We start from the raw sequence: 22,498 nt of genomic DNA on the forward strand, positions 1-22,498 counted from the left end.
CGAAGCAGCTGTACCGCGCCGCTAGGTTGTCGTTTGGTAGAGATGCTTCGGCAAGCTCAGCCTAATGGTTCTTTAGTTGCTTATTTCCCGCCCAGCAGGGCTAGCTGCGCGGTGCTGTCCTGCACCACATGCAGGGCTTGCTGCAGCTCCAGGTCATTGTCGCGCAGCACGGCGCGGCTGGCTTCGGGGCCGTAGGCGCTGCGGGCAATGTAGGCCTTGAGGCAATTGCGCAGGGCGGGTGCGCTGCGCCGCAGTGCCCCGGGGTTGGGGCGCACGCCGGCCTGGGCCGCCAGGCGCGTAAGGCCGTCCAGCTCGGTGTCAGTCACGCGAAACACGGCCTGGTACTGGGCAAAGCGCAGGCCCGCCAGCTCGGCCTTGTGCTGCTGGTAGAAGGCTAGCGCGTAGGCGCGCACCACGCCCAGGTTTTGCAGGCGCAGGTAGTAGGCCGAGTGCAGCAGCGTATCGCGGGCTACAAACACGTCGGGCATGATGCCGCCGCCGCCGTACACCACCCGGCCGTGGTCGGTGCGAAACTGCTGCCCGGCCGCAAAGTGCACGCTATCGGCCGAGGCCAGCTCGCCGTGCTGCTGGCGCTCGGCCACCTCGCGCTGATAAGTGGCGCGGTCGGGCCCGTAAGGCTTTTGAATGCAGCGGCCCACGGGCGTGTAGTAGCGCGCCACCGTGAGGCGCAGCTCGCCACCTTCCTGCAAGGCAATGGGCTGCTGCACTAGCCCCTTGCCAAAGGTGCGGCGGCCCACCAGCAGGGCGCGGTCGTGGTCTTGCAGGGCGCCGGCCAGCACCTCGGCGGCCGAGGCACTGTTCTCATCTACCAGCACCACCAGCGGGTTCTGCTCCCAGTCGCCGGCCACGTGGGCGTAGGTTTGGGTGGCGTACTGCTCATCTTTGCCGGCGGTGTACACGATTTTGCGCGAGCCTGCAATAAACTCGTCGGCCAGCCGGGTGGCGCGGTCGAGGTAGCCGCCAGGGTTGCCGCGCAGGTCCAGCACCAGGCGCTTGAGGCCCTGGCGCTGCAAGTCGGCTAGCTGCGCTTTAAATTCTTCATAAGTATTGGCTGCGAAGCGGTTGACCTTGATGTAGCCCGTCTGGCCATCTTCCAGCAGCACGCCCGGCTCTACCGAGGTATTGGGCAGGCGGCCCCGGTTGAGGCGCACGGCCAGCGGCTGGGGCTGCTGCGGGCGGGCCACGGTCAGGCTCAGGCTGCTGCCCCGGGGGCCGCGCAGCAGCTGCGTAAGCTGGGTAATGCTGAGGCCGGTACCCGCCACCGGCTGCGTGCCCACGCGCAGCAGCTGGTCGCCGGGCAGCAGGCCCGCGGCCTCAGCCGGGCCGCCCGGCAGGGTAGCCACCACGGTGGCCGTATCCCGGAAAAAGTTAAAATCGAGCCCCACCCCATCAAAGCTGCTTTGCAGGAAGGCATCGACCTGCTCGCGGTCCTTGGCCGGGATGTAAACCGAGTGCGGGTCGAGCTTGCCCAGCAGCTGCGCCACGGCGTAGTTGGTGAGCCCATCGGCATCGACCGAATCCACGTAGTCGCGGTCGATGTAGCTCAGAATTTCCTTATAGCGTAGGTAGCCCCTCGCCGTGGCATCGGGGTTCTCGGTGCGCGGCCTAAATGGGTTGGTGCCCAGTATGATACCAATACCCAGCGTGAGCGCTGGCAGCAGCGCCAGGCGGTAGCCCCAGCCCCGGCGGGCCGGCGCGCGGGCAGCGGCAGGGGCATCGCTGGGCGATGGAAGAGGGGCGGGCATAAGTGAGGCCGCAGGGCGTATAGCGTTAAATCAAACAGCCGGAAAAACGATTGCTCAGTCAAATTTAGGGCGGTAGGCACACACCTGATTGCCGAAATTCGCCAAGTAGGCTGCTTTCTGGTTAAGCCCAAACATTTTCTAGGTAAAAGCCAAAAAATAAGGCTGCTAGCTCACTGTTGCAGTGCCCGGCTTTCGCCCAGGCTGGCTAGGGGGCTAGCTGGCGGGCCCTGGCTGGCGGCCGTATCTTTGTGGTTTAGCACGCCTACTTATGCCTACCCCCACTACCGGCCGCATCCTGGCCATCGACTACGGCAATAAGCGCGTGGGGCTGGCCATTACCGACCCGCTCCAGCTCATTGCCTCGCCCCTCGACACCATTCACAGCCAGGATTTGGTGAAATTCGTGCTCGACTACCACCGGCGCGAGCCGCTGGCGGCCGTGGTGGTGGGTATGCCGCGCACGCTGCTCAACGAGCCCACCGACTCGACCAGCGCCGTGGTGGGGCTGCTGCGCCGCCTGCGCCGCGAGCTGCCCGAGCTGGGCATCCACGAAATCGACGAGCGCTTTACCTCGCGCCTGGCCAAGCAGGCCATGCTGGCCGGCGGCCTGGGCCGCAAAGCCCGCCAGGATAAGGCTACCGTGGACAAGGTGAGCGCGGCGCTTATTCTCCAGTCTTTTTTAGAATCCCCTTTACGCTAATGATTCTCCCGATTGTTGCCATCGGCGACCCCGTGCTTAAAACGCTCGCCAAAGACCTGCCCGCCGACCTGCCCGCCGCCGACCTGCAAAAGCTGGTGCAGGATATGTTCGAAACCATGTACTCGGCCCACGGCGTGGGCCTGGCCGCCCCGCAAATCGGGCGGGCCGTGCGCCTCTTCGTGATGGACTCGGGCCCCATGCTAGCCCCCGATGATGAGGACGAGGATGACGAGCCGGTAGAGGTAGCCGCCGCCGATGAAATCCAGGAAGCGCCCATCAAGCGCGCCTTCCTCAACCCCCAGATGTTGAGCGAAACCGGCGAGCCCTGGGGCTTTGAGGAGGGCTGCCTCAGCATTCCGGGCGTGCGCGAGCTGGTGCAGCGCTGCCCCAACATTGTACTGCGCTACGAAGACGAAAACCGCCAGGTGCACGAGGAAGGTTTCAGCGGCATGGCCGCCCGCATCATCCAGCACGAGTACGACCACCTCGAAGGCATCCTGTTCACCGACAAGCTCTCGGCTTTTAAAAAGCAGCTGCTGAAAGGCCGGCTGGCCCGCATCAGCAAGGGCGACGTGAAGCACGACTACCGCATGAAGTTTGCGGGCGCGGGCAAGCGCTAGGCCCTGCTTTAGCTGATAAGCCAAAGAGCCGGTATATCGCCAGATATGCCGGCTTTTTTGTTACTTGCTCCTTCGTTTTCAAAAGTATTCTTTTATGAAAGAATGGCTACGCGCTCATGCAGCTAGGGTAGGGAGGCTAGTGTTGGTGCTGGGGTGGCTAGCCCTGCCCGCCGGCCCGGCGCACGCCTGGGGCTTTTTCGGCCATCGATTGCTGAACCGGCTGGCTGTGTACACGCTGCCGCCCGAGATGCTGCCGTTTTTCAAGGCCAATATCGAGTACCTGACTAACAACGCGACCAGGCCCGATTCGCGGCGCACGGTGGTGCCCACCGAGGCGCCGCGCCACTTTATGGACGTGGATGTGTACGGCGACAGCGCCCTCACGCGCCACGGCTTGCCCCGCGCCTACGCCGACGCCGTGGCGCTGGTAGGCGGCGAAGACTCGCTGCTGCGCCACGGCATTGTGCCCTGGCAGGTAGCCAAAATGAAGGGCCAGCTCACGGCCGCCTTCCAAGCCGGCGATACCGACCGCATCCTGTACCTGGCCGCCGACCTGGGGCACTACGTGGCCGATGCCTGCGTGCCCTTGCACACCACCCGCAACTACAACGGCCAGCTCACGGGCCAGCGCGGCATCCACGCGCTGTGGGAGTCGCGCCTGCCCGAGCTGCAAGCCGCCGACTACGACCTGCTCACCGGCCAGGCGCCGTACCTGGAGCAGCCCACCGAGGCGGCCTGGGCCGCCGTGGCCCGCGCCCACGCGGCCGTCGATTCGGTTTTCACGATGGAAAAAGCCGTGTCGGGCGAGCTGGCCGAGGACCGAAAATTCAGCTACGAGCAGCGTGGTAATCAAACCATTCGCACCTACTCGCGCGAGTTCAGCCTGGCGTATCACCGGCGGCTAGGGGGCCAGGTCGAGCGTCAGCTGCGCTACGCGGCGCGGCTCATCGGCGCATTTTGGTATACGGCCTGGGTCGATGCCGGCCAGCCCGATTTGACCGGGTTGGACCAACAGCCCTCGGCGGCCGCGCAGCTTGCGGCGGCGCAGGAAAGCAAGGCTGCCAGCGCCGCGCCGGCCAGGGCCCTGCCCGGCCACGACGAGTAGCTGAGGAGAGCTATAAAAAAAGCGTTTGCCTAGCTGGGCAAACGCTTTTTTTATAGCTGAACGCGAGGAACTAGACCTGTGGGTTGGAGCTGGCCAGCACGTCGTAGGCCAGGTTTTCGGCCGGGGTCATGTTGTTGGGCAGGCGAATATCATCGGCGTCGTGCACGCGCAGCGTAAGCAGGCCCGAGAGTATCATGGAGCAACCGCCGAATACGAGCGTGAGCACCGGCTCGCCCCCAAACACGTGCTTGGTGAGGAAGCCCAGCGTGACGCCGGCCACCATTTGCGGCAGCACGATAAAGAAGTTGAACACGCCCATGTAATAGCCCATTTTATTGGCTGGCAGCGCCCCGGCCAGCATGGCGTAGGGAATGCTCAGGATGCTGGCCCAGGCCACACCCACACCTATCATCGACACCAGCAGCAGCTGCGGGTTTTGGATGAAGTAGATGGAAATCAGCCCTAGCCCGCCCGCCGTGAGGCACAGCAAATGCGTAACGCGGCGGCTTGTGGCGCGCGCAATAATCGGCAGCGCCAAGGCAGCCAGCGCCGACACGCCATTGTAGACCGAGAAGCAGACGTTTACCCAGTCGGCGCCCTCATTGTAGATTTTAGAGGTCGTGTCGCTGGTGTGGTAAACGTGGCTCGTGATGGCCGGAGTAGCATAAATCCAGAGCGAAAACAGGGCTAGCCAGCTGAAAAACTGCACCACGGCCAGCTGCCGCATGGTGCGCGGCATGTGGGAAATACCCGCGAATGACTCTTGCACGCCGTGCCAAAAACCCGCCGTGCGCGCTTTCTCGGCCTCAAACTCGGCTAGGTTTTCGGGCGGATACTCGCGGGTGCGAATAACCGTCCAGAACACGGCCAGAAAGTAGATAATACCGCCGGTGTAAAAGGCATATTTCAGCGAAGGAGAAATTTGACCGGCCGGAGCTACGTTATTGAAATGCAGCCACTTGGTAAAAATATAGGGTAGCAGCGACCCCACCACTGCCCCAATGCCAATGAAAAACGTTTGGGCGCCGAACCCTGTGGTGCGCTGGTTGCTAGGCAGCATATCGCCCACCAAGGCCCGAAACGGCTCCATCGAGATGTTGATGCTCGAATCCATAATCCAGAGCATACCGGCCGCCATCCAGAGGGCCGACACGTGGGGCATTACCAGCAGGGCTAGCGAAGCGCAGATGGCGCCTACCAGAAAAAACGGCCGCCGCCGCCCCCAACGCGGGCTCCAGGTACGGTCGGAGAGGTAGCCGATGATGGGCTGCACCAGCAAGCCAGTAGCCGGCGCGGCTAGCCACAAAAAGGCTAGCTCGTCTTCCTTGGCCCCCATGGTTTCAAAAATGCGGCTCATGTTGCCGTTCTGGAGGGCAAAGCCAAACTGGATACCCAAGAAGCCGAAGCTCATGTTCCAGATTTGCCAGAAAGTTAGGCGGGGCTTGACGCGCAGCGCGGAAGGATTGTCGATGATAGCACCAGCGGCCATAGCAACGAAGCGAAAATAGGGTGGGAGAAGTAGTGGAAAGTTACGCTAGGCCAGTGGTTTAGACCTAGGCTATTGCGGCTTTATTTCGAGCACCAGCGCACTAAGAGGCTCCAGCGTCAGGTTGAGCGAGGAGCGGGCCTCGCCGCCATTTAGCAGGTCGCGGTAGGAGAGGGTGCGGTTAGCGGGCAGGCCTAGCCGCTGCACTACCTCGGCGGGCAGCAGCAGGTTAGGGTGGTAGGTTTTGGTGTCGCTAAAGTTAACGACCACAAGTACTTGCTGGCCCTTGGTGTAGCGCAAAAAGCTGTAAAGCTGGCGCTGGTCGTACTCCTTGCTGAGGTTGTTGGCATCCTGCAGCTCATAGAACTGGCCCTTGCGGATAGCCTCGCTGCTGCCGGCCAGGGTTAGCAGGCGCTTGTAAAAGTCGCGCAGCTGCTTCTGCTCGGCACTGAGCTTGGCACCGTCCATCTTACCCTGGTTCAGCCACTTCTGGTGCTCGGGCACGCCCCAGTAGTCGAAAATAGTGGTGCGGCCGTCCTCGCCCGAAAAGCCTTCGCTGCCCAGCGCGGGCTCGCCCACCTCCTGGCCCATGTACAGCATCACGGGGCCGCTGCCCAGGGTGGCGCTCACCGTCATGGCCGGAATGGCGCGGCGCGGGTTGCCGGCAAACTCCTTGGAGGCAATGCGCTGCTCGTCGTGGTTTTCCAGAAAGCGCAGCATACGCGAGCTGAAGCCGTTGCTTTCCACCTTCCACACGTGGGTGATGTCGTCCATGTTGCCCTCCTGGCGCATGAGGCGGCGCAGGCCGTCGTAGAGGCCCACTTTATCGTACAGAAAGTCGAAGTGGCCCTTGTTGAAATACGTGGCGTACTCCTTCGGATTGTAGGCTTCGCCAATGAAGATGAGGCTGGGCTTCACTTTTTTCAGTTCCGGAATGACCCAGGCCCAGAATTCGACGGGCACCATTTCGGCCATGTCGCAACGGAAGCCGTCCACATCCTTCCTGGTCCAGAAAACGAGGATGTCGCGCATCTTCTTCCAGGTATCAGGAATAGGTTCGAAGTGCGTCTGGCGCAAATGATTATAATCGACGCCGTAGTTGAGCTTGATGGTTTCAAACCAGTCGTTTACGCTAGGGGTCGCCGAAAACACGTCGTTGCCGGTGGCCTTGGCCGGAAACTCGTTGTACTTGCCATCCTCGCCAGGCCCCTTCAGCGGCCCGAGCGGGTTGTAGCCGGCGGGCACCACGAAGTGCTCGCCGGGCAGGTAGTAGAAATTGTTATTGGGCGCGAAAGCCTTGGTTTTATCGTCCTGCGCGCCCAGGTCTACCACGCCGGCCGGCTTGGCATCAGAATGATACGAGCGGGCTACGTGGTTGGGAATGAAGTCCATCAGCACCTTCAGCCCGTGGGCGTGCGTGCGCTTTACGAGGGCCTCGAACTCGGCCATGCGGGCTTTTTTGTCCACGGCCAGGTCGGGGGCCACGTCGTAGTAGTCCTTCACGGCGTAGGGCGAGCCGGCGCGGCCTTTTACCACGTCGGCATCGTCGGCGGGCAGGCCCACGTAGCTGGTCATGGTGGCGTGTTCGAGCACGCCGGTGTACCACATGTGCGACACGCCCATCTCCTTTATTTTGGTCAGGGCCAGGTCGTTGATGTCGTTGAACTTACCGCAGCCGTTTTCCAGCACCGTGCCGTAGGGCTTGTTCAGGGCCACCTTGTTGCCGAATAAGCGCGGCAGCAACTGGTAGATAACGAGCTTGTTATCCTGCGGAGTTTCAGATGTGGTGTTGGGGTCTTGGGCTAGGGTCACGAAGGGAAGAGCTAGGGCCAGCAGGAGGGCTTTCATGGGGAGAGGTTTCCCGCAGGGTTTCGCGGGGTTAAGCGCAGGGTTTCGCAGGGTTTGCTAAAGGCCGTTGACTTTACGAATGATATGGTCGCGCAGGGAAGGGACGTTGAAGTTAATGAGCTGGCCCAGTTTAAAGCCCGAGAGCTTGAGATAAGAGAGCAATTGCTTGTGATGAACGTCGAGCAAAGTCTCCACCGATTTTATTTCGATTACCATCTTGTGCTCTACCAGCAGGTCTAGCCGGAAGCCCAGCTCCAGCCGCACGCCATCATACGTCACCGGCAGGGGCACCTGCGTGGCTACCAACAGCCCGTCTTTGCGCAGCTCGTGCGCCAGCGCTGCCTCGTATACCGATTCCAACAGGCCCGGGCCCAGGGCAGTATGCACGCGGAAGGCGGCCAGCATTACCGCCCTGGAAATATCATTTTCATGCATAAAAACCCTGCGAAACCCTGCGCCTAACTCCCCGCAACCCTGCGGGAAACCAAAATTATTTCCGCAATTCTACCACCCAGGCCGTGTGCGCGGGCACCGTCAGGGTCTTGAGGTCGGCGATGCTAGCCCCGCTCACCACCTCCACGCCCGACGCGAAGCCGGTGGTGCGCTCGGCAAAGCGGGTGCCGTCGACCTGCTTGGTTTCCTTGGTGTTGTTGGCAATAACCATCACGCACTCACCATTTTCATTATACCGGAAATAGGTGTATACGCCGTCCTGCGGGATAAACTGCATAAGCTTGCCCGACGAAAGCACGGGGTGCGCCTTGCGGTAGTTGGCTAGCTTGCTCACGTAGTCGAAAGCCTCGCCGGCCTGGCCCGGGCGAGCAGTGAAATAGTTGGTTTTGTCGCCGGCCCAGCCGCCGGGGAAGTCCTCGCGCACCTTGCCGTCGGGGTCCGAGAAATTCTTCATCAGCACCTCGGTGCCGTAGTAAAGCTGCGGTGTGCCGCGCAGCGTCAGCAGCCAGGCAATGCCCATCTTGTACTTGGCAAAGTCCTCCCCAATAACCGAGTAGAAGCGGCTCATGTCGTGGTTATCGAGGAAGGGCACGTTGCGCGTGGCGTCGGTATACATCCAGTCGCCCTGCAAGGCACGGTAGAGCTTGTTGAGGTCGCCGCCATCGCCCTTCAGCACGTCGCTGATGCCGAAGCAAATCTGGAAATCGAGCACGCCCGGCAGGTTCGACTTAAAGCCGTTGACGGGCGGAAAAATGTTCTGGGCAAAGAACGCCTGCTCGGCCTCGGTACCCTCCCAGGCCTCGCCAAACAGGGCTAGCTTGGGGTATTCCTCGCCGATGGCCTTGCCCCAGTCCATGAGGAACTTAGGCTCCGAATACGGGTAGGTATCAATGCGGTAGCCATCCAGGCCGGTGCTCTCCACCCACCACAGGAAATTCTGAATCAGATACGTCGAAACCAGCGGGTTGCTTTGGTTTACGTCGGGCATGGTGGTGTCAAACCAGCCGTCGTTTTCCAGCATCCGGTCGCGCTGCGAGGCGTAGGGGTCGTTTAGCACGAAGGCGTTGTAGTTCGAGCGCGTAAACTTGGGGAAGGCGTGGAACCAGTCGGCCGCCGGCTTGTCGAGGAACAAGTGGTGGTAGCTGCCCCAGTGGTTGAGCACAATGTCCTGCACTACTTTAAGGCCTTGGCCATGAGCGGCTTTCACAAACTGCACGTACTCGGCGTTGGTGCCGTAGCGCGGGTCTATCTTGTAGCAGTCGGTCACGGCGTAGCCGTGGTAGCTCGCCTTGGGCATGTCGTTTTCGACAATCGGCGTGGGCCACACGGCCGTGGCACCCAGCTTTTTGAGGTAATCGAAGTGGTTCTGAATGCCCTTGAGGTCACCGCCGTGGCGGGCATACATCGAGTCGCGGGCAATGTGGCTCACGCGGGTGCCCTTCACCACGTCATTTTTCGGGTCGCCGTTCGAGAAGCGGTCCGGCATCAGCATGTAGATGAAGTCGGCCTGCGTGAGGCCCTGCGTGCGGGCCGGGTCGGTGTTGCGCGGGCGCAGCTCGTAGCTGTAGGTGAGGGGCTTGGCGCCGGCAAACTTCAGCTGGAGCTTGCCGGGCTGGGCCTGCGGGCTCACCGTGAGGTTGACAATGAGGTAGTTGCTGCTTTCCAGCTTCTGGAAGCCGTCGAGCGCTACGCCGGGGTAGGGGGCTAGGGTCACCTGGTCGGCGGCAATGCCGGGCGCATTCACCAGCAGCTGCAGCTTGGGGTTTTTCATGCCCACAAACCAGTAGGTGGGGTCGATGCGGGCGGCCGTTTTAGCGGGGGGAGCGGCTAGCGCGGGGCTAGCGGCGAGCAGCAGCGTGGCCGCCGCGGCGGGCAGGAACGAGCGAAAAAAACGCATAAGGCAGATAATGAGCTGGAAGGGTGGGGAAAATTAGAAAAAGCTACGAGTAACCAAAACGGGCTAGCCAGGCACAGAAAGCCCTGTTTTGGCCCGCAAACCATTGCGGAGCGGCCCCGCTGAAGCCCGCGACAAAATACGCCGACATGCCGCTCCGCTCCGCTAGCTTTGGCGTGTGGGCGCTTCCTTTGCCTTGCCAAAACCCCTTAGACACAACTACCTACTGACTTTTTTTTCATGGCTTTTACCTTCAAAGCACCGGCTCCGGCCGCGAAATACAAGACCGCCGCGGCCTACTTCTCCATGGAGTTTGCCCTCGACCAGAGCTTGAAAATTTATTCGGGCGGCCTGGGCTTCCTCGCCGGCTCGCACATGCGCTCGGCCTACGAGCTGAAGCAAAACCTCATCGGCATCGGCATGCTGTGGACCTACGGCTACTACGACCAGGTGCGCAACCCCGACCAGACCATGAAGGCTGAGTTTTTGCACAAGCAGTATTCGTTCTTGGAAGACACGGGCATCGTGTTCCCCGTCACCATCCACGATGCGCAGGTGCACGTGAAGGCGCTTTACCTGGCGCCCGAGACGTTTGGCACCGCGCCCATGTTCTTCCTCACCACCGATATTGAGGAGAACGACTACCTGTCGCGCACCATCTCGCACCACCTCTACGACCCGGACGCGGCTACCCGCGTGGCCCAGAGCATTGTGCTGGGCGCGGGCGGTGGCCAGCTGCTCGACATCCTCGGTCGCCAGACCGACATCTACCACCTCAACGAGGGCCACGGCCTGCCGCTAGCCTTCTTCCTCTACGCCAAGCACAACCACGACCTGGCCGAGGTGCAGAAGCGCCTGGTGTTCACCACCCACACGCCCGAGCTGGCTGGCAACGAGGAGCGCCCCATCAAGCTGCTGCAGGATATGAGCTTCTTTGCCGGGGTGCCGCTCGATGAGATTCGCCGCGTGGCCCGCCTCGACGGCGACGCGCTCAACTACACGCTCACCGCGTTGCGCTTTGCCCGCAAGGCCAACGGCGTGAGCAAGGTGCACGGCGAAGTAGCCAACGAAATGTGGGGCCATTACGAGGGCATCTGCCCCATCATCTCCATCACCAACGCCCAGAACGGCACCTACTGGCGCGATAAGGAGCTAGCTGCTGCTCTCAAGGCCAAGGATGATAACGCCTTGCTAGCCCGTAAGAAGGAGATGAAGAAGGAATTCTTCAAAATTGTGGCCGACCAGACGGGCACGCTCCTCGACCCTGAGGTGCTGACCATTGTGTGGGCCCGCCGCTTTGCCGCCTACAAGCGCGCTGACCTCATTTTGCGTGATTTTGAGCGCTTTGTGAAGCTAGTGAGCGACGACACGCGCCCCGTGCAGGTAATTTGGGCCGGTAAGCCCTACCCCAAGGACTACGGCGCCATCGACATCTTCAACAACATCATTCGCAAAACCAAGAATCTCAAGCGCTGCGCCGTACTCACGGGCTACGAGCTGGCGCTGAGCGCCGAGATGAAGAAGGGCTCCGACATCTGGCTGAACACGCCGCGCTACCCGCGCGAGGCCAGCGGCACCAGCGGCATGACCGCCGCCATGAACGCCAGCGTGAGCCTGAGCATCGCCGACGGCTGGATTCCGGAGTTTGCCAAGGACGGCGAGAACTGCTTCATTATCAAGCACGCCGACGTGGCCTTGCCTGACAATCAGAAAGATGACCACGAGGCCGACAACCTGCTCACCGTGCTCGAAAACACCGTGGTGCCTATGTACTACGACCAGCCCAAGCAGTTCCTCAAAGTGGTGAAAGCCGCCATGAAGGACGTGGAGCCCGAGTTCGAAAGCGGCCGCATGGCCAAGGAATACTACGAGCAGCTCTACAAGCAATAATCACGGATTACGCGGATTTTAGCGGATTGCACGGATTTTGTGGACGTTAAAAAGGGTGCTGCGTACTTAAAAAAGGCCGCCTTATGGGCGGCCTTTTTCGTATGAAGTGCGCGAGCGCGGAAGAGGAGAAGGTGGGCATAATCGTCCACAAAATCCGTGCAATCCGTTTAAATCCGCGTAATCCGTGATTTTATGTGTGGTCGTTATACTGTTATTACCCCAGCGCCGGGGCTAGCCAGGCGCTTTGGTGCCAAGGAGGCTGCTAGCCCGGCGCCCAACTTCAATGCCGCGCCCTCGCAGGCGCTGCCCATCATCACTAATGCCGCGCCCGGCCAGATTCAACTGGTGAGCTGGGGCCTGGTGCCCTCCTGGAGCCGCGACCCGGCCAGCGGGCCCAAGCCCATAAACGCCCGCGCCGAAACGCTGGGCGAGAAGCCCAGCTTCCGGCAGCTGCTGGCGCGTAAGCGCTGCCTGGTGCTGGCCGATTCGTTTTACGAGTGGCAGGCCACCGAGCGGGGCAAGATTCCGCACCGCATTCTGCTGAAAAGCGAGGAGCCGTTTGCCTTCGCCGGCCTCTGGGATGAGTGGCTCGACCGCGCTACCGGCGAGCTGCATCCCACCTTCACCATCATTACCACCGAGCCTAATGAGCTGATGGCCAGGTTACACAATCGGATGCCCGTCATCTTGCCCGGCCCCGAGGCCGAGCACACCTGGCTGGCCGACGACCTGGCGCCCGCCGCGCACCAACAGCTGCTGGTGCCTTACAACACGGGGCTGATGAAGGAATATGCCATCACCACCCGCGTAAACTCGCCGGCCCACAATGATGCGGAGGTGCTAGCCGCCGCTTAGCCGCCAATAGAAGGAACCCGGCTGGTGCATATTTAGCGCATGAAAATCTTCTTATGCCTGCTCGCACTCAGCTTACTATACCACACTACCCGGGCGCAAACTTTGCCGCCGCCGCTGCCGGGCCTGCCCTTCGACAGCCTTACGCACGAGCCTAACTACCACGGCACGGTAGCAGTGCCGGGCATGTCGGCCGCCGAGCTACACGGCCGGGCCCGCGAGTGGGTAGCCCTCACTTTTCAGGATGCGCACCAGGTGACGCAGCTCGATGACGCGGCGCGGGGCGTGCTCATTGGGCGCGGGTACAAGCGGGTGCTTGTTAATGTCAATAGCCTGGGGAGGGGCGAGGCGCGGCTGGTCAGCTTCACGTTTCGTTTCGATTTTCGCGAGGGCCGCTACCGCTACGAGTTGCGCGACCTCGGCACCCGCACCGGGGTGGGCTTGCTTAATGGGACCAGTAACGACTCTAATATCCGCGACGCCACGCAGCTAGCCCTTGGCCAGTACCTGCTGCAAACTACCGGCACGGCCACCCTGGCCAGCAGTCCGCAGCAACTACTAATGGGGCCGGGCACTACCAACAATAGCGACGACTACCGCAGCAACGGTACCCTGGCCAAAACATGGCCGCAAAACAGCGCGCGCATCAATGCAGCCCTGCTGGAACTGCTCGACTCGCTGGCCCGGCACGAAAAGGCCCCGGCAGCCCGGTGGTAGGCCGGCGCCCGCCTGGCTACAAGGCCGGCTTCACCTCAAGCGAGAAGCTGGCGCTGCCCGCCAGGCCGGTTGGCGCGAGGCCCTGCACCACCACCAGGTAGCGGCCGGCTTGGTCGGAGGTGTAGAAGTCGAGGGTGCGGGGCTGGCCGGCCCGCAGCTGCACGCCAGGGTTCCAGTAGAGCAGGTTGCGAAAATCGGGCAGGCGGCTTTGCTGCTGCGGCACCGTTTCGTAGCGCGGCGCGTAAAACTCGCGCTGGCCTTGCAGGCCCTCGTACTCTTCGAGCAGGGCCTGGGTCGGCAGCTGGTAGCCGCCCAAATCGCCCTGGTAGGTGGTGAAGCTCACCACGCCGTCGTAGGTCAGCGGGCCGTGGTAGTAGCGCCCCGTCACCACATCCAGCTTGCGCACCTTAAGGGGGTCGAGGCGCATAAGCTGGTTGAGGTTGAAGATGGGCACGCCGTCGAGCATCGTCAGGGGGTTGTCGTGGAAGATGGTCTGGTTAGGCCGGTCAATTACCATAAAGTGAAAGCCGTCGCGGCGCAGGCGCACCTGCACGCCGGGCACGTACTCGCGCAGCACGTCTTCCAGGGTCGGAAACCGCGTGTAGTCATCAAGCAGGTACTGCTCCTGGGGCCGGCCGTAAAAGGCCACCGTATCGTGCGCCGGCTGGGTATATGGGTGCTCGAACCGCGCCTGAAAGGCTTGCTGCGCCTGCAGCTGCACGTGGCGCTGGGTCAGGTCGGCCGTGAGGGCTAGCGGCAGGGCCAGGGTGGTTGCCGGGCCCGGGGCGTAGCGGGTAGAGAACGGGCTCAGCATTTCGAGCCGGTGGGTGCTGTCCTGCTGCGAGTTGGTTTGCAGCACCAGCTTGCTAGGCCCGTAAAAAGGACTCGTTTCGAACTGCACCGTGCCATCGGGCCGGCTGACAGAATTATATAAGCGAACGGCCCGGCTCGGGCTAGCCAGGTAGGTCGTAACGCCCGCGGCCGGCTTGCCGCTGGCGTCCGTCACGCGCCCATACACAAAGTGGCCGTTCAGCTCGGGGGCGTAGGGCAGGCGCGGCGGCTGGCCGGCCAGCACCTCCTCCCAGCGAAACCGGCTCCATCCCTGGGTCAACATGAGGTTGTCGGCCGCCTGCTGGCCAGCGGCGCTGGAGTCGCGCAGGTAGTAATTCGGGTTTTCGATGGCGCCTTTCAGGTCGGAGGTAAGGGCCAGAAAGGTGCGGATGTCGGCCGGCTGGCTCGCGCTCAGCGAATCGAGCTGGTACACGGCCACCGACAGGCTAGCCGCCGCGGGGGCCGCCAGCTGCACCGCCACCCGCTGGCGGGTGGCGTAGGCCGGGCGGCCGGGGCTAGCCGTGAGCGCCAGCCCAGGCCCGGGCCGCCGGAAATACAGGCGCTCGCAGCGCGGCTTTTGCGCGGCATCAAACAAGGTGAAGTGCGTGATGCCCCCGGCCAGCTGCCGCTTATCAATGGTGAAAGTGGCTAGCCCCGCCACCAGCTGGCCACGCTGGGCCACCGCTACGCGCTGCCCAGCGTGGCCCAGCAAAAAGACCTCACCGCTGGCTAGCCCCTCGCCCTGCGTTTGGGCGGTTAGTTGCAGCTGCCCGGGCCCGGCTTCGGCCAGGGTTAGCACGTAGCCGGCTGCCTGCACAGCGGGCAGCCTGGCGGTGAGCACTTGGTTATTAGCCAGCCGCACGGTAGCCGAGTAGCCCGCGCCCGCCGTGCCCGGCGTGAATACAAAGCTACCGAGCCCAAATTTCAGGGTTTCGAAGGTGCTCACGGGGGTGCCTTGCGCATCCAGCACCTGGCCGGTGGCCGCCACGCCGTGGCCGGCGGCATCTACCACGCGCAGGCCTACTTTGCTGCGCAGCCCGCGCACAAGCTGGCCGCCTTCCGGAAAAAACTGCACCTCGTAGGCCGGGCCCTGGCTGGCGCGGGCACCCGAGGCGCGCGCCGTATTGATGATGGAAACCTGGCCGTGGAAGTAATAGGCCGGGTCGAAGTTCTTCATCCAGCTGGTGTAGGCCCGCACCACGTAGCTGCCCGAGGGTAGCCCCGCCGGCAGCACGAACGAGCCCTGCCCAGTGGCATTTTGCAGCGCCAGCTTGGCTTGCAGCACGGGCTGCCGGGCCTGGTTGAGCACTTCCACATACGCCACCTTGCTCAGGGCTAGCGGCTTGTGCTGGGTGGCATCGGTGGCGTACACCTTCAGCCACATCGTTTCGCCGGCCAGGTAGGCCGGCCGGTCGAGGTGCACGAACAGCTTCTCGTGTAAAACTGTCTGGTTGTACTGCGCCAGGAGTGCGCCGGGGTCCAAGGACTGGGCGTGGCCAGCGGGCAGCGCCCCTAGCCCCAGGCCGGCGCCCAGCAGGCAAGTCGTTAGGCACCGGAAGGCGACAGGATAAATATTCACCATAAAAAGCGCAAAAAGCTGCTCAAGAGTGGACCGATAAGCAAGGCTATTTCCAGAAGCTGGGCTTGACGTTGGTGCCCCGCAGGCGGCAATCGACGCAGGCCGGCGAGGCGCCCGTGTAGCCCATTACCACGCCAAGGGGATTATAGATGGGGTCAATGGGCATGTAGTTGGGCGTGCTGAAATTGGCCTTGGCATCAAATAAGTCAAAGTCCATGGGTATTACGCCGCAGCTTTGGTAGCCAGTGTCATATACCCAGCCGGGGGGCAGCGGAATCTGACTGCGGTCAATGAAGATGCGCGTTTCGGTGACGGAATGCGCCCCAACGAAGCCTAGCACGGGCTCGGTGGCATCGTCGGTGGCGTGCACGTTGCCGGTGAGCTGCGTGGGCAAGGGGTCGTAGAGCGAGCCGATACTCTCGGTGTTCTTCTTCAGCGCCTCCCAATAGTGGTATTCCTCAGCGCTTTGGGCGTGCTGCTGCACCAAGATGCTGTAGCGGTAGCGCAGCTTGGGCGAGTTGTCGGCGATGAACAGCAACGGCTGCTTGTCTAGCACATCGCGGGTAAGCTTGGCCGTATTGCCCAGGTTAATAAGCGTAGAGTTGACGGTGGTCCAGCAGTTATAAATGTCGTCGGTGCGCTTTGCGTAGGTACCGCTGGCTTTGTCGAACGAAACGTGGGAGTAGAAAGCGGACGTGAAAAGCCAGGTTTCGCCGTAGCTCCAGCGGTAATAGGTGGTCTGGTTTTTATCGTCGTGGGCCGATACGTAGAGCTGCACGCCGCCCGGGCCGTACTTCCAGGTGACAGAATCGATGGGTGGCGTAGTCTTGGCGGCTACAAAATCGGAGAGGTAGGTTTTGCCCGTGGCCGTGGTGAGGTGGAGCTGGTACTTGCGGCTCGCATCAAGCGTGAGGCTGGCCGAGTTGTAGGTGCCGGCCGGGCTTTCGGTGAGGGCGTAGCGGTTGCCGGCGTCGTCGCCGAGGTAGGCGCTGGCCTTGGTTTCGGGGTTGGGCGTGGTGCCGGCGGCTAGCCCCAGCGTGCGCGACAGCTTAATAGAGGTGCTGCCCTGGGTATTGATGAAGCCATCGACCACCAGGTACGTTTTAGCCGATTCGGCCACTTTGGGCTCGTAGGGCTGCACGCAGCCGCCGAGCAGCAGCAGGGCTACGCCCCAGAGGCGGGCCCGCAAAAGGGTACGAAGGACGCGCATGGCTTAGAAGCGGAAATTGTAGGTAACCGTCGGGATGGGAGCGCCAAAAATGGCTAGCTGATAGCCGTTTATGTTGCCGTTCTCCGACTTGTAATACACCGAATAGGGATTCTTGCGGCCGGTCAGGTTGTACACGCCCACCGTCCAGGAGCTGTGGAAGGGCCGGTGCACCTTGTGGCTGCCCTCGATATTGAGGGCCAGGTCGAGGCGGAAGTAATCGGGCACGCGGTAGGCATTGCGGTCCGAGTAAAAGATGCGCAGCGTGTTGTTCAGGTAGTACTTCGCAATGGGCAGCGTGATGGGCCGGCCGGTGCTGTAGTTGAAGTTGAGCGAGGTGCTGAAGCGGCGGCTGAAGCGGTAGTTGCCTACCAACGTCACATCGTGGGGCTTGTCGTAGTTGCTAGGGTACCAGTTGCCGCCGTTTACTTGGTCGGTAGCGGTGTTCACCTGCACCAGGGTGCGCGAATAGGTGTAGCTCAGCCAGCCATTTACCTTGCCCGCCGACTTGCGGATGGTGGCCTCCACGCCGTAGGCCCGGCCGGTGGCATTCACCACGTCGGTTTCGAGGTGGTGGTTGAGAATGAGCACCGCGCCGCTTTTGTAATCCACAAAGTCGCGGGTCGATTTGTAGTACACTTCCACCGAAGTTTCCACCACGTTGTGCTTGAAATTGTGGTAGTAGCCGAGCGAAACCTGGTCGCCCACCTGCGGGCGGATGTAGGGGTCGCTCAGCTTCCAGGTATCGGTGGGCGACATGGCGGCCGTGTTCGACAACTGGTGAATGTACTGGCGCATGCGGTTCAGGCTGGCCTTCACCGAGGCGTTTTCGGAAAGCGAGTAGCGGGCCGACAGCCGCCACTCGGGCCCCTGGTACGTTTGGATAACCTTGCCCGCGCTGTAGCTGGTAACGCCGCTCACCGTGCTTTCGGCCCGCGACACGCCGGGCAAGTAGTCGTTTATGGCGCGCGGCCCCAGCGCGTTGTAGAGCGAGTAGCGCAGGCCGGCCTCCACCGAAAAGCGGGGCGTCACGTCGAAGCGGTCGGCCACGTAGAGGGCGCTTTCCAGCGCTTGCTCGCGGGGCAGCACATCGGGGGCCACCAGCGAGGCCGTGCCCACCGGCGTGAGCCCGCCCGGCGAGATATGATACAAAATGGAGCTGCCGCCAAACGTGACCGTGTGCCGCGCATCGTGGAAATAGCTGAAATCGGCCTGCAAGCCGCCCTGGTTGAGCGCGTAGGCGAAAAGCGAGGCATTCACGGGGTTGCGCTCGCTCGAATTACTAAACTGGTACTGGCTGAACGTGCCGGTGAGCACCCCGTAGAGCCGGTTGCTGAGGCTGTGCTTCCACTTGAGGCTGCCAGCCACGTTGCGGTAGGTAAAGACCGTGTCGCTAGCTAGCCGAAAGCGGTCGTGGCTGAGGTAGGCGCTGGCATAAAGCGAGTTCTTCTCGTCGAGGTCGTAGCTGAGCTGGGCGCTCAGGTCATAAAATGAGGCGGCGCTGTTCTTGAGGCTGGCGTCGGGCACGAGGTGCAGCAGCCAGTCGGAATACGAGGTGCGGCCACTCACCAAAAACGAGCCCTTGTCCTTCACCAGTGGCCCTTCAAAGGATAAGCGGCTCGTGAGCGGACCAATGCCGCCCGCACCCCCAAACTTTTTCCGGTTGCCTTCGCGCGTCACGATGTCGAGCACCGAGGCTAGCCGCCCGCCGTAGCGCGCCGGAATGGCGCTCTTGTACAGCTCTACCGACTTCAGCACGTCGGGGTTAAAGGCCGAGAAGAAGCCGAACAAGTGCGACGGGTTGTAAATGGTGGCGTCGTTGAACAGAATCAGGTTCTGGTCGGTGTTGCCGCCGCGCACGCTCATGCCGGTGCTGCCTTCGCCCACCGATTTCACACCCGGCAGCGTGAGTACTACCCGCAAAATATCGGCCTCGCCAAACGCGGTGGGCACCTGGCGTATCGTTTTGATGTCCAGCTTTTCCACCCCCATCTGGGTACTGGTTACGTTCTTGTCTTTTTCGGCTTCTATCACTACTTCCTTCAAGCGCGCTACCTCTTCCTCGGCGTCAATGTCCAGCTTGCCGCTGGCCCGCAGCACCAGCTGCCGCCGGGCATTCTTAATGCCCAGGCCCCGAATGTGCAGCGTGTAGCGCCCCACCGGCAGCGTGAGGGCAAACGCCCCAAACTGGTCGGTGGAGGCGCCCACTGTGGGCGACTCTACATACACCGACACGCCCACGAGCGGCTCGCCCGATTTGGCATCGCGCACGCGGCCCACCAGCGTGGCCTTGCCGCTAGCCGGGGCCGGCTGGCCCGCCCCCACCTCGTAAACCTTGGTGGCCGAGGTGCTGCCGGGCCGCGCCGCGCTACCGGGGCTAGCCAGTAGGTCGACGTCGGGGTCGGGAACATCGGCCGGCGGCACGTCAAAAAAGATGCTGCTCAGGCGCGTTTCGAGGCCGGGCGCGGCCGTCACAAATACGTGGTTTGCGGCATCGACGCTGGCTACCAGCTGGCTGCCGGCCAGCGCCTGCTTCAGCACTTGTGCTAGGGGCTGCTCTGTCACGGCCAGCGTCACCGTCAGGCTATCAACCTTGGCCGGGTCAAAGTAAAAGCGATAGGGCGTAGTAGCTTCTATTTGCCGCACAAACTGCTCGAAGCGCAGGTGCTCGAAGCGCCCGCTGACGAGCGGCTCGGCCTGCTGCCCGTAGCCGCGCAAGCTGTGGGCCACCAGTAATAGTAAGAAAAACAGCCGGTAATAAAAGCGCATAGGCGTGCGTGAATGCCAGGGACATAGAAAACTGCTGCTAGGCTACTTGTCAGTAAGCCAGGCTATTGTAGTGCGTGAGCAGGGTGGTAAGGGCGCGCTCCCGGTAGCCTTCCTTGAAGGAAAGATGCTGGCTGCGCGCAAACCGCTGCAAGTCGGCTTTGTGCGCCGGGAAGAGCGCGGTAACGTCTTTGAGCTTAGCTACTTCCTGGTAGGTATCGTGCTGCTGCACAAAAAACCGGACGGTTTCGACGAAGCTGCCTTCCATGCCCTGCTGGGTGGGCTGCTCGTAGCTGCGCTTGGTGTGGCGGGCCAGCAGCCGGGCCGGGCCGTCGGCCAGCAGGTCGTAGAAGCCGGTGCGCACCTGTGGGTTGGTGAGCGAGTCGGTAACGAGCCGCACAAAATGGTGCCCGTCTAGCGTGAAGGCGGCCACTTTTTCGGGTACCAGCTGCAGGGCAATGGCCCGGCTTGGGGGCTGCACCACCACTTGGTCGTGCTGGCAGTCGTAGCGCATGGGCACCGCCTCAAAGTAAAAGCCATCGTAGTGCAGGCTGCCCATTTTAACCTCCGGAGAAGGAAAAAACGGGTTGCCCTGCACGTAGGGCTTCGTGCGGTTGATATAGTCGGTGCCGCTGAGCAGGCGCGACTCGGTGGCGGTGGCAGCGGCGTAGCGTTGGGTGGCCATCTGCATGGCCAGCCGTAGCTGGCTGCTATCGGCCGCCAGGGTCTGGGCCTGGGTGCGCTGGGGAAGGGCTAGCCAAACGAGCAGCAGGCCAAGAAAAGCTGCGATTTTCATAAAGAACTCAGAAAACCAAAGCTACTACGCTGAGTATGTAGTTGTATTGCCGGGCCAGCAAACGGGGCGCCGCCCCGACCTTTGCGGCTAGCCCGCCCCCACGCTTATGAAAAGACTCTTCTCCCGCCTGCTTACCCGGTTGGGGCGAAGAGCTGCCCGCGCGCCGGTCACGTTGCAGCTCACCAGCGTGCCAGCCAATACGCCGGCCGGGGCCACTATTTACCTCACGGGCTCAGTTAATGGCTGGACCACCGACGACCCGGCCTGCGCGTTCTCTTTCGACCCTGGCACGGGCAGCTACTTCCTCACGCTGCCGCCCGGCCGGGGCACGCTCGACTATAAATTTTGCCGGGGCAGCTGGGCCACCATCGAAACCGATGCCGAAAACCGCGCCGTGCCCAACCGCCGCTACCTCTACGGCCAGGGCCCGCGCGTGGTGGCGCAGCAGGTGCTGAATTGGGAGGACCAGGGCGGCATCATTCCGCCCCGCCAGCATTCGGCTTCGCCTAATGTGCACATCCTCAGCCCCGAGTTTGCCATGCCGCAGCTGCGGCGCACGCGCCGGGTGTGGGTGTACCTGCCGCCCGGCTACGCCGAAGGGGCTAGCCGCTACCCGGTACTCTATCTGCAAGATGGTCAGAATGTGTTTGACCAATACACGTCGTTCGCCGGCGAGTGGGGCGTAGATGAGACGCTGGACGCCCTGGCCGCCCGCGGCCAGGACCTGGGCGGCTGCCTCGTGGTGGCCGTAGACAACAGCAGCCAGCACCGCCTCGCTGAGTACTCGCCCTGGCGTAACCCGCGCACCGGCCGCGGCGGCGAGGGCGGCCAATACGTTGATTTCCTAGTCGATACGCTCAAGCCTTACATCGACCACCACTACCGCACCCGGCCCGGGCGGGAGACTACCGGCATTCTGGGCTCCAGCATGGGCGGGCTGCTGGCCACCTACGCGGCGCTGCGCTACCCGGCGGTGTTTGGGCGGGTGGGCGTGTTTTCACCGGCCTACTGGTTTGCCGGGCCAGCGCTGCTAGGCTACCTCAAGCAGCAAAAGCCCCGGCCCGATACCCGCTGGTACTTTGTGTGCGGCGCCCAAGAAGGCCCCTCCATGGCCCCGCTGATGACGGCCGTGCACGATGCCTTAGGGGCCGCCGGGGTACCTGGCACCAACCTAAGCTGCCAGGTGCTGGCCGATGGCCAGCACGCCGAGTGGTTTTGGCAGCGCGAGTTTGCGGCTGCCTACCGCTGGCTTTTTGCAGATTTACCCACCGCCGCTAGCCCCTCGGCCACCACTTTGGGGTAGTAGGCGCAAAAATCGGTGAGCGGGCAGGCGCTGCACTTGGGCGAGCGCGCCACGCAGATGTAGCGCCCGTGCAAAATCAGCCAGTGGTGGGCCTTCGGAATGACTTCCTGCGGAATGTATTTCACCAGCCCCTTCTCCACGGCCAGGGGCGTGGTGGCCGTTTTGGGCACCAGCCCCAGCCGGTGCGACACCCGGAACACGTGCGTGTCCACGGCCATTGCGGGTTGGTTATAAATCACTGATACCACCACATTGGCCGTTTTGCGGCCCACGCCGGGCAGGCGCTGCAGCTCCTCAATGGTGCTGGGCACCTCGCCGCCAAACTCCTCCGTCAGCAGGCGGCCTAGCCCGGCCAGGTGCTTGGCCTTGTTGTTGGGGTACGATACGCTGCGGATAAACGGGAAAATATCGTCGGCCGTGGCCGCACCCAGCTCGGCGGCCGTCGGAAACTGCGCCAGCAGCGCGGGCATCACTTGGTTCACGCGCTTGTCGGTACACTGGGCGCTCAGCACCACGGCCACTATCAGCTCGTAGGGGTTGCGGTAGGCCAGCTCGGTTTTCGGCTCCGGAAAATTAGACGTGAAGTAGTCGAGAAAGCGGCGAAACCGTTCGGGGCGAGTCATGGCAAAATAGAAACCAGCTCCAAGAGGCTGTCAAACAAATTTAAGCGAAAAAGCCGTCATGC

General features: G+C 62.4%; 17 protein-coding genes. 7 read left to right on the forward strand and 10 right to left on the reverse strand.

Annotation, left to right across the window (positions count from 1 at the left end):
- Positions 1-80 precede the first annotated feature (80 nt).
- On the reverse strand, positions 81-1,766 hold the full coding sequence (locus Q5H89_RS06410) for a S41 family peptidase (RefSeq protein WP_305018483.1): 1,686 nt from the start codon (positions 1,764-1,766) through the stop codon (positions 81-83).
- 268 nt (positions 1,767-2,034) lie between these two features.
- On the opposite strand from Q5H89_RS06410, the gene ruvX reads away from it, so the two are divergent.
- The 3 genes from ruvX to Q5H89_RS06425 all read left to right on the forward strand — a co-directional run bounded on the left by ruvX (position 2,035) and on the right by Q5H89_RS06425 (position 4,191).
- Positions 2,035-2,466: a Holliday junction resolvase RuvX gene (gene ruvX, locus Q5H89_RS06415; protein ID WP_305018484.1), complete on the forward strand. Its 432-nt coding sequence runs from the start codon at positions 2,035-2,037 to the stop codon at positions 2,464-2,466.
- Entirely contained in the window at positions 2,466-3,086 is a 621-nt protein-coding gene (locus tag Q5H89_RS06420) for a peptide deformylase (protein WP_305018485.1), read from the forward strand. Before ruvX ends, Q5H89_RS06420 begins: the two co-directional genes overlap by 1 nt.
- A 94-nt stretch (positions 3,087-3,180) precedes the next feature.
- The gene (locus tag Q5H89_RS06425) at positions 3,181-4,191 is read left to right on the forward strand and encodes a zinc dependent phospholipase C family protein (RefSeq protein WP_305018486.1); all 1,011 of its coding nucleotides are present in this window, start codon (positions 3,181-3,183) and stop codon (positions 4,189-4,191) included.
- Between the two features lie 70 nt (positions 4,192-4,261).
- Here Q5H89_RS06425 and Q5H89_RS06430 read toward each other — a convergent pair whose 3' ends face one another.
- The 4 genes from Q5H89_RS06430 to Q5H89_RS06445 form a co-directional block, all read right to left on the reverse strand.
- Complete coding sequence (locus Q5H89_RS06430; protein WP_305018487.1) at positions 4,262-5,680, reverse strand: MFS transporter; 1,419 nt, start codon at positions 5,678-5,680, stop codon at positions 4,262-4,264.
- A gap of 69 nt (positions 5,681-5,749) precedes the next feature.
- A complete protein-coding gene (locus Q5H89_RS06435) occupies positions 5,750-7,525 on the reverse strand; it encodes an alpha-amylase family glycosyl hydrolase (protein WP_305018488.1) in 1,776 nt (591 codons plus the stop codon).
- 57 nt (positions 7,526-7,582) lie between these two features.
- The gene (locus Q5H89_RS06440; RefSeq protein ID WP_305018489.1) at positions 7,583-7,960 is read right to left on the reverse strand and encodes a GxxExxY protein; all 378 of its coding nucleotides are present in this window, start codon (positions 7,958-7,960) and stop codon (positions 7,583-7,585) included.
- 55 nt (positions 7,961-8,015) lie between these two features.
- Positions 8,016-9,875, reverse strand: coding sequence for an alpha-amylase family glycosyl hydrolase (locus Q5H89_RS06445; protein ID WP_305018490.1), 1,860 nt, complete (start codon positions 9,873-9,875; stop codon positions 8,016-8,018).
- A gap of 237 nt (positions 9,876-10,112) precedes the next feature.
- Here Q5H89_RS06445 and glgP point away from each other — a divergent pair, with 237 nt between their 5' ends.
- The 3 genes from glgP (at position 10,113) to Q5H89_RS06460 (ending at position 13,331) form a co-directional block, all read left to right on the forward strand.
- On the forward strand, positions 10,113-11,762 hold the full coding sequence (gene glgP / locus Q5H89_RS06450) for an alpha-glucan family phosphorylase (protein WP_305018491.1): 1,650 nt from the start codon (positions 10,113-10,115) through the stop codon (positions 11,760-11,762).
- 192 nt (positions 11,763-11,954) lie between these two features.
- The gene (locus Q5H89_RS06455; RefSeq protein ID WP_305018492.1) at positions 11,955-12,617 is read left to right on the forward strand and encodes an SOS response-associated peptidase; all 663 of its coding nucleotides are present in this window, start codon (positions 11,955-11,957) and stop codon (positions 12,615-12,617) included.
- Positions 12,618-12,656: 39 nt separating this feature from the next.
- Positions 12,657-13,331 carry a DUF4468 domain-containing protein gene (locus tag Q5H89_RS06460; protein WP_305018493.1) on the forward strand — a complete coding sequence of 225 codons (675 nt, stop codon included), beginning with the start codon at positions 12,657-12,659 and terminating at the stop codon, positions 13,329-13,331.
- 16 nt (positions 13,332-13,347) lie between these two features.
- On the opposite strand, the gene Q5H89_RS06465 is transcribed toward Q5H89_RS06460, so the two are convergent.
- The 4 genes from Q5H89_RS06465 to Q5H89_RS06480 are packed head-to-tail and all read right to left on the reverse strand — an operon-like array spanning position 13,348 to position 20,510.
- Positions 13,348-15,741 (reverse strand): hypothetical protein, encoded by a 2,394-nt coding sequence (locus tag Q5H89_RS06465; protein WP_305018494.1) that lies wholly within the window; start codon positions 15,739-15,741, stop codon positions 13,348-13,350.
- A 46-nt stretch (positions 15,742-15,787) separates the two neighbouring features.
- A complete protein-coding gene (locus Q5H89_RS06470; RefSeq protein ID WP_305018495.1) occupies positions 15,788-16,951 on the reverse strand; it encodes a DUF4249 domain-containing protein in 1,164 nt (387 codons plus the stop codon).
- Between the two features lie 3 nt (positions 16,952-16,954).
- On the reverse strand, positions 16,955-19,717 hold the full coding sequence (locus Q5H89_RS06475) for a TonB-dependent receptor (RefSeq protein WP_305018496.1): 2,763 nt from the start codon (positions 19,715-19,717) through the stop codon (positions 16,955-16,957).
- Positions 19,718-19,766: 49 nt separating this feature from the next.
- The gene (locus Q5H89_RS06480; protein ID WP_305018497.1) at positions 19,767-20,510 is read right to left on the reverse strand and encodes a hypothetical protein; all 744 of its coding nucleotides are present in this window, start codon (positions 20,508-20,510) and stop codon (positions 19,767-19,769) included.
- A 106-nt stretch (positions 20,511-20,616) separates the two neighbouring features.
- Here Q5H89_RS06480 and Q5H89_RS06485 point away from each other — a divergent pair, with 106 nt between their 5' ends.
- Complete coding sequence (locus Q5H89_RS06485) at positions 20,617-21,813, forward strand: alpha/beta hydrolase (RefSeq protein ID WP_305018498.1); 1,197 nt, start codon at positions 20,617-20,619, stop codon at positions 21,811-21,813.
- Here the strand turns inward: Q5H89_RS06485 and nth are convergent.
- Positions 21,750-22,436: an endonuclease III gene (gene nth / locus Q5H89_RS06490; protein WP_305018499.1), complete on the reverse strand. Its 687-nt coding sequence runs from the start codon at positions 22,434-22,436 to the stop codon at positions 21,750-21,752. The genes Q5H89_RS06485 and nth overlap by 64 nt on opposite strands.
- Positions 22,437-22,498 lie beyond the last annotated feature (62 nt).

Source organism: Hymenobacter cheonanensis (genome assembly GCF_030581075.1).
Classification (GTDB): Bacteria; Bacteroidota; Bacteroidia; order Cytophagales; family Hymenobacteraceae; genus Hymenobacter.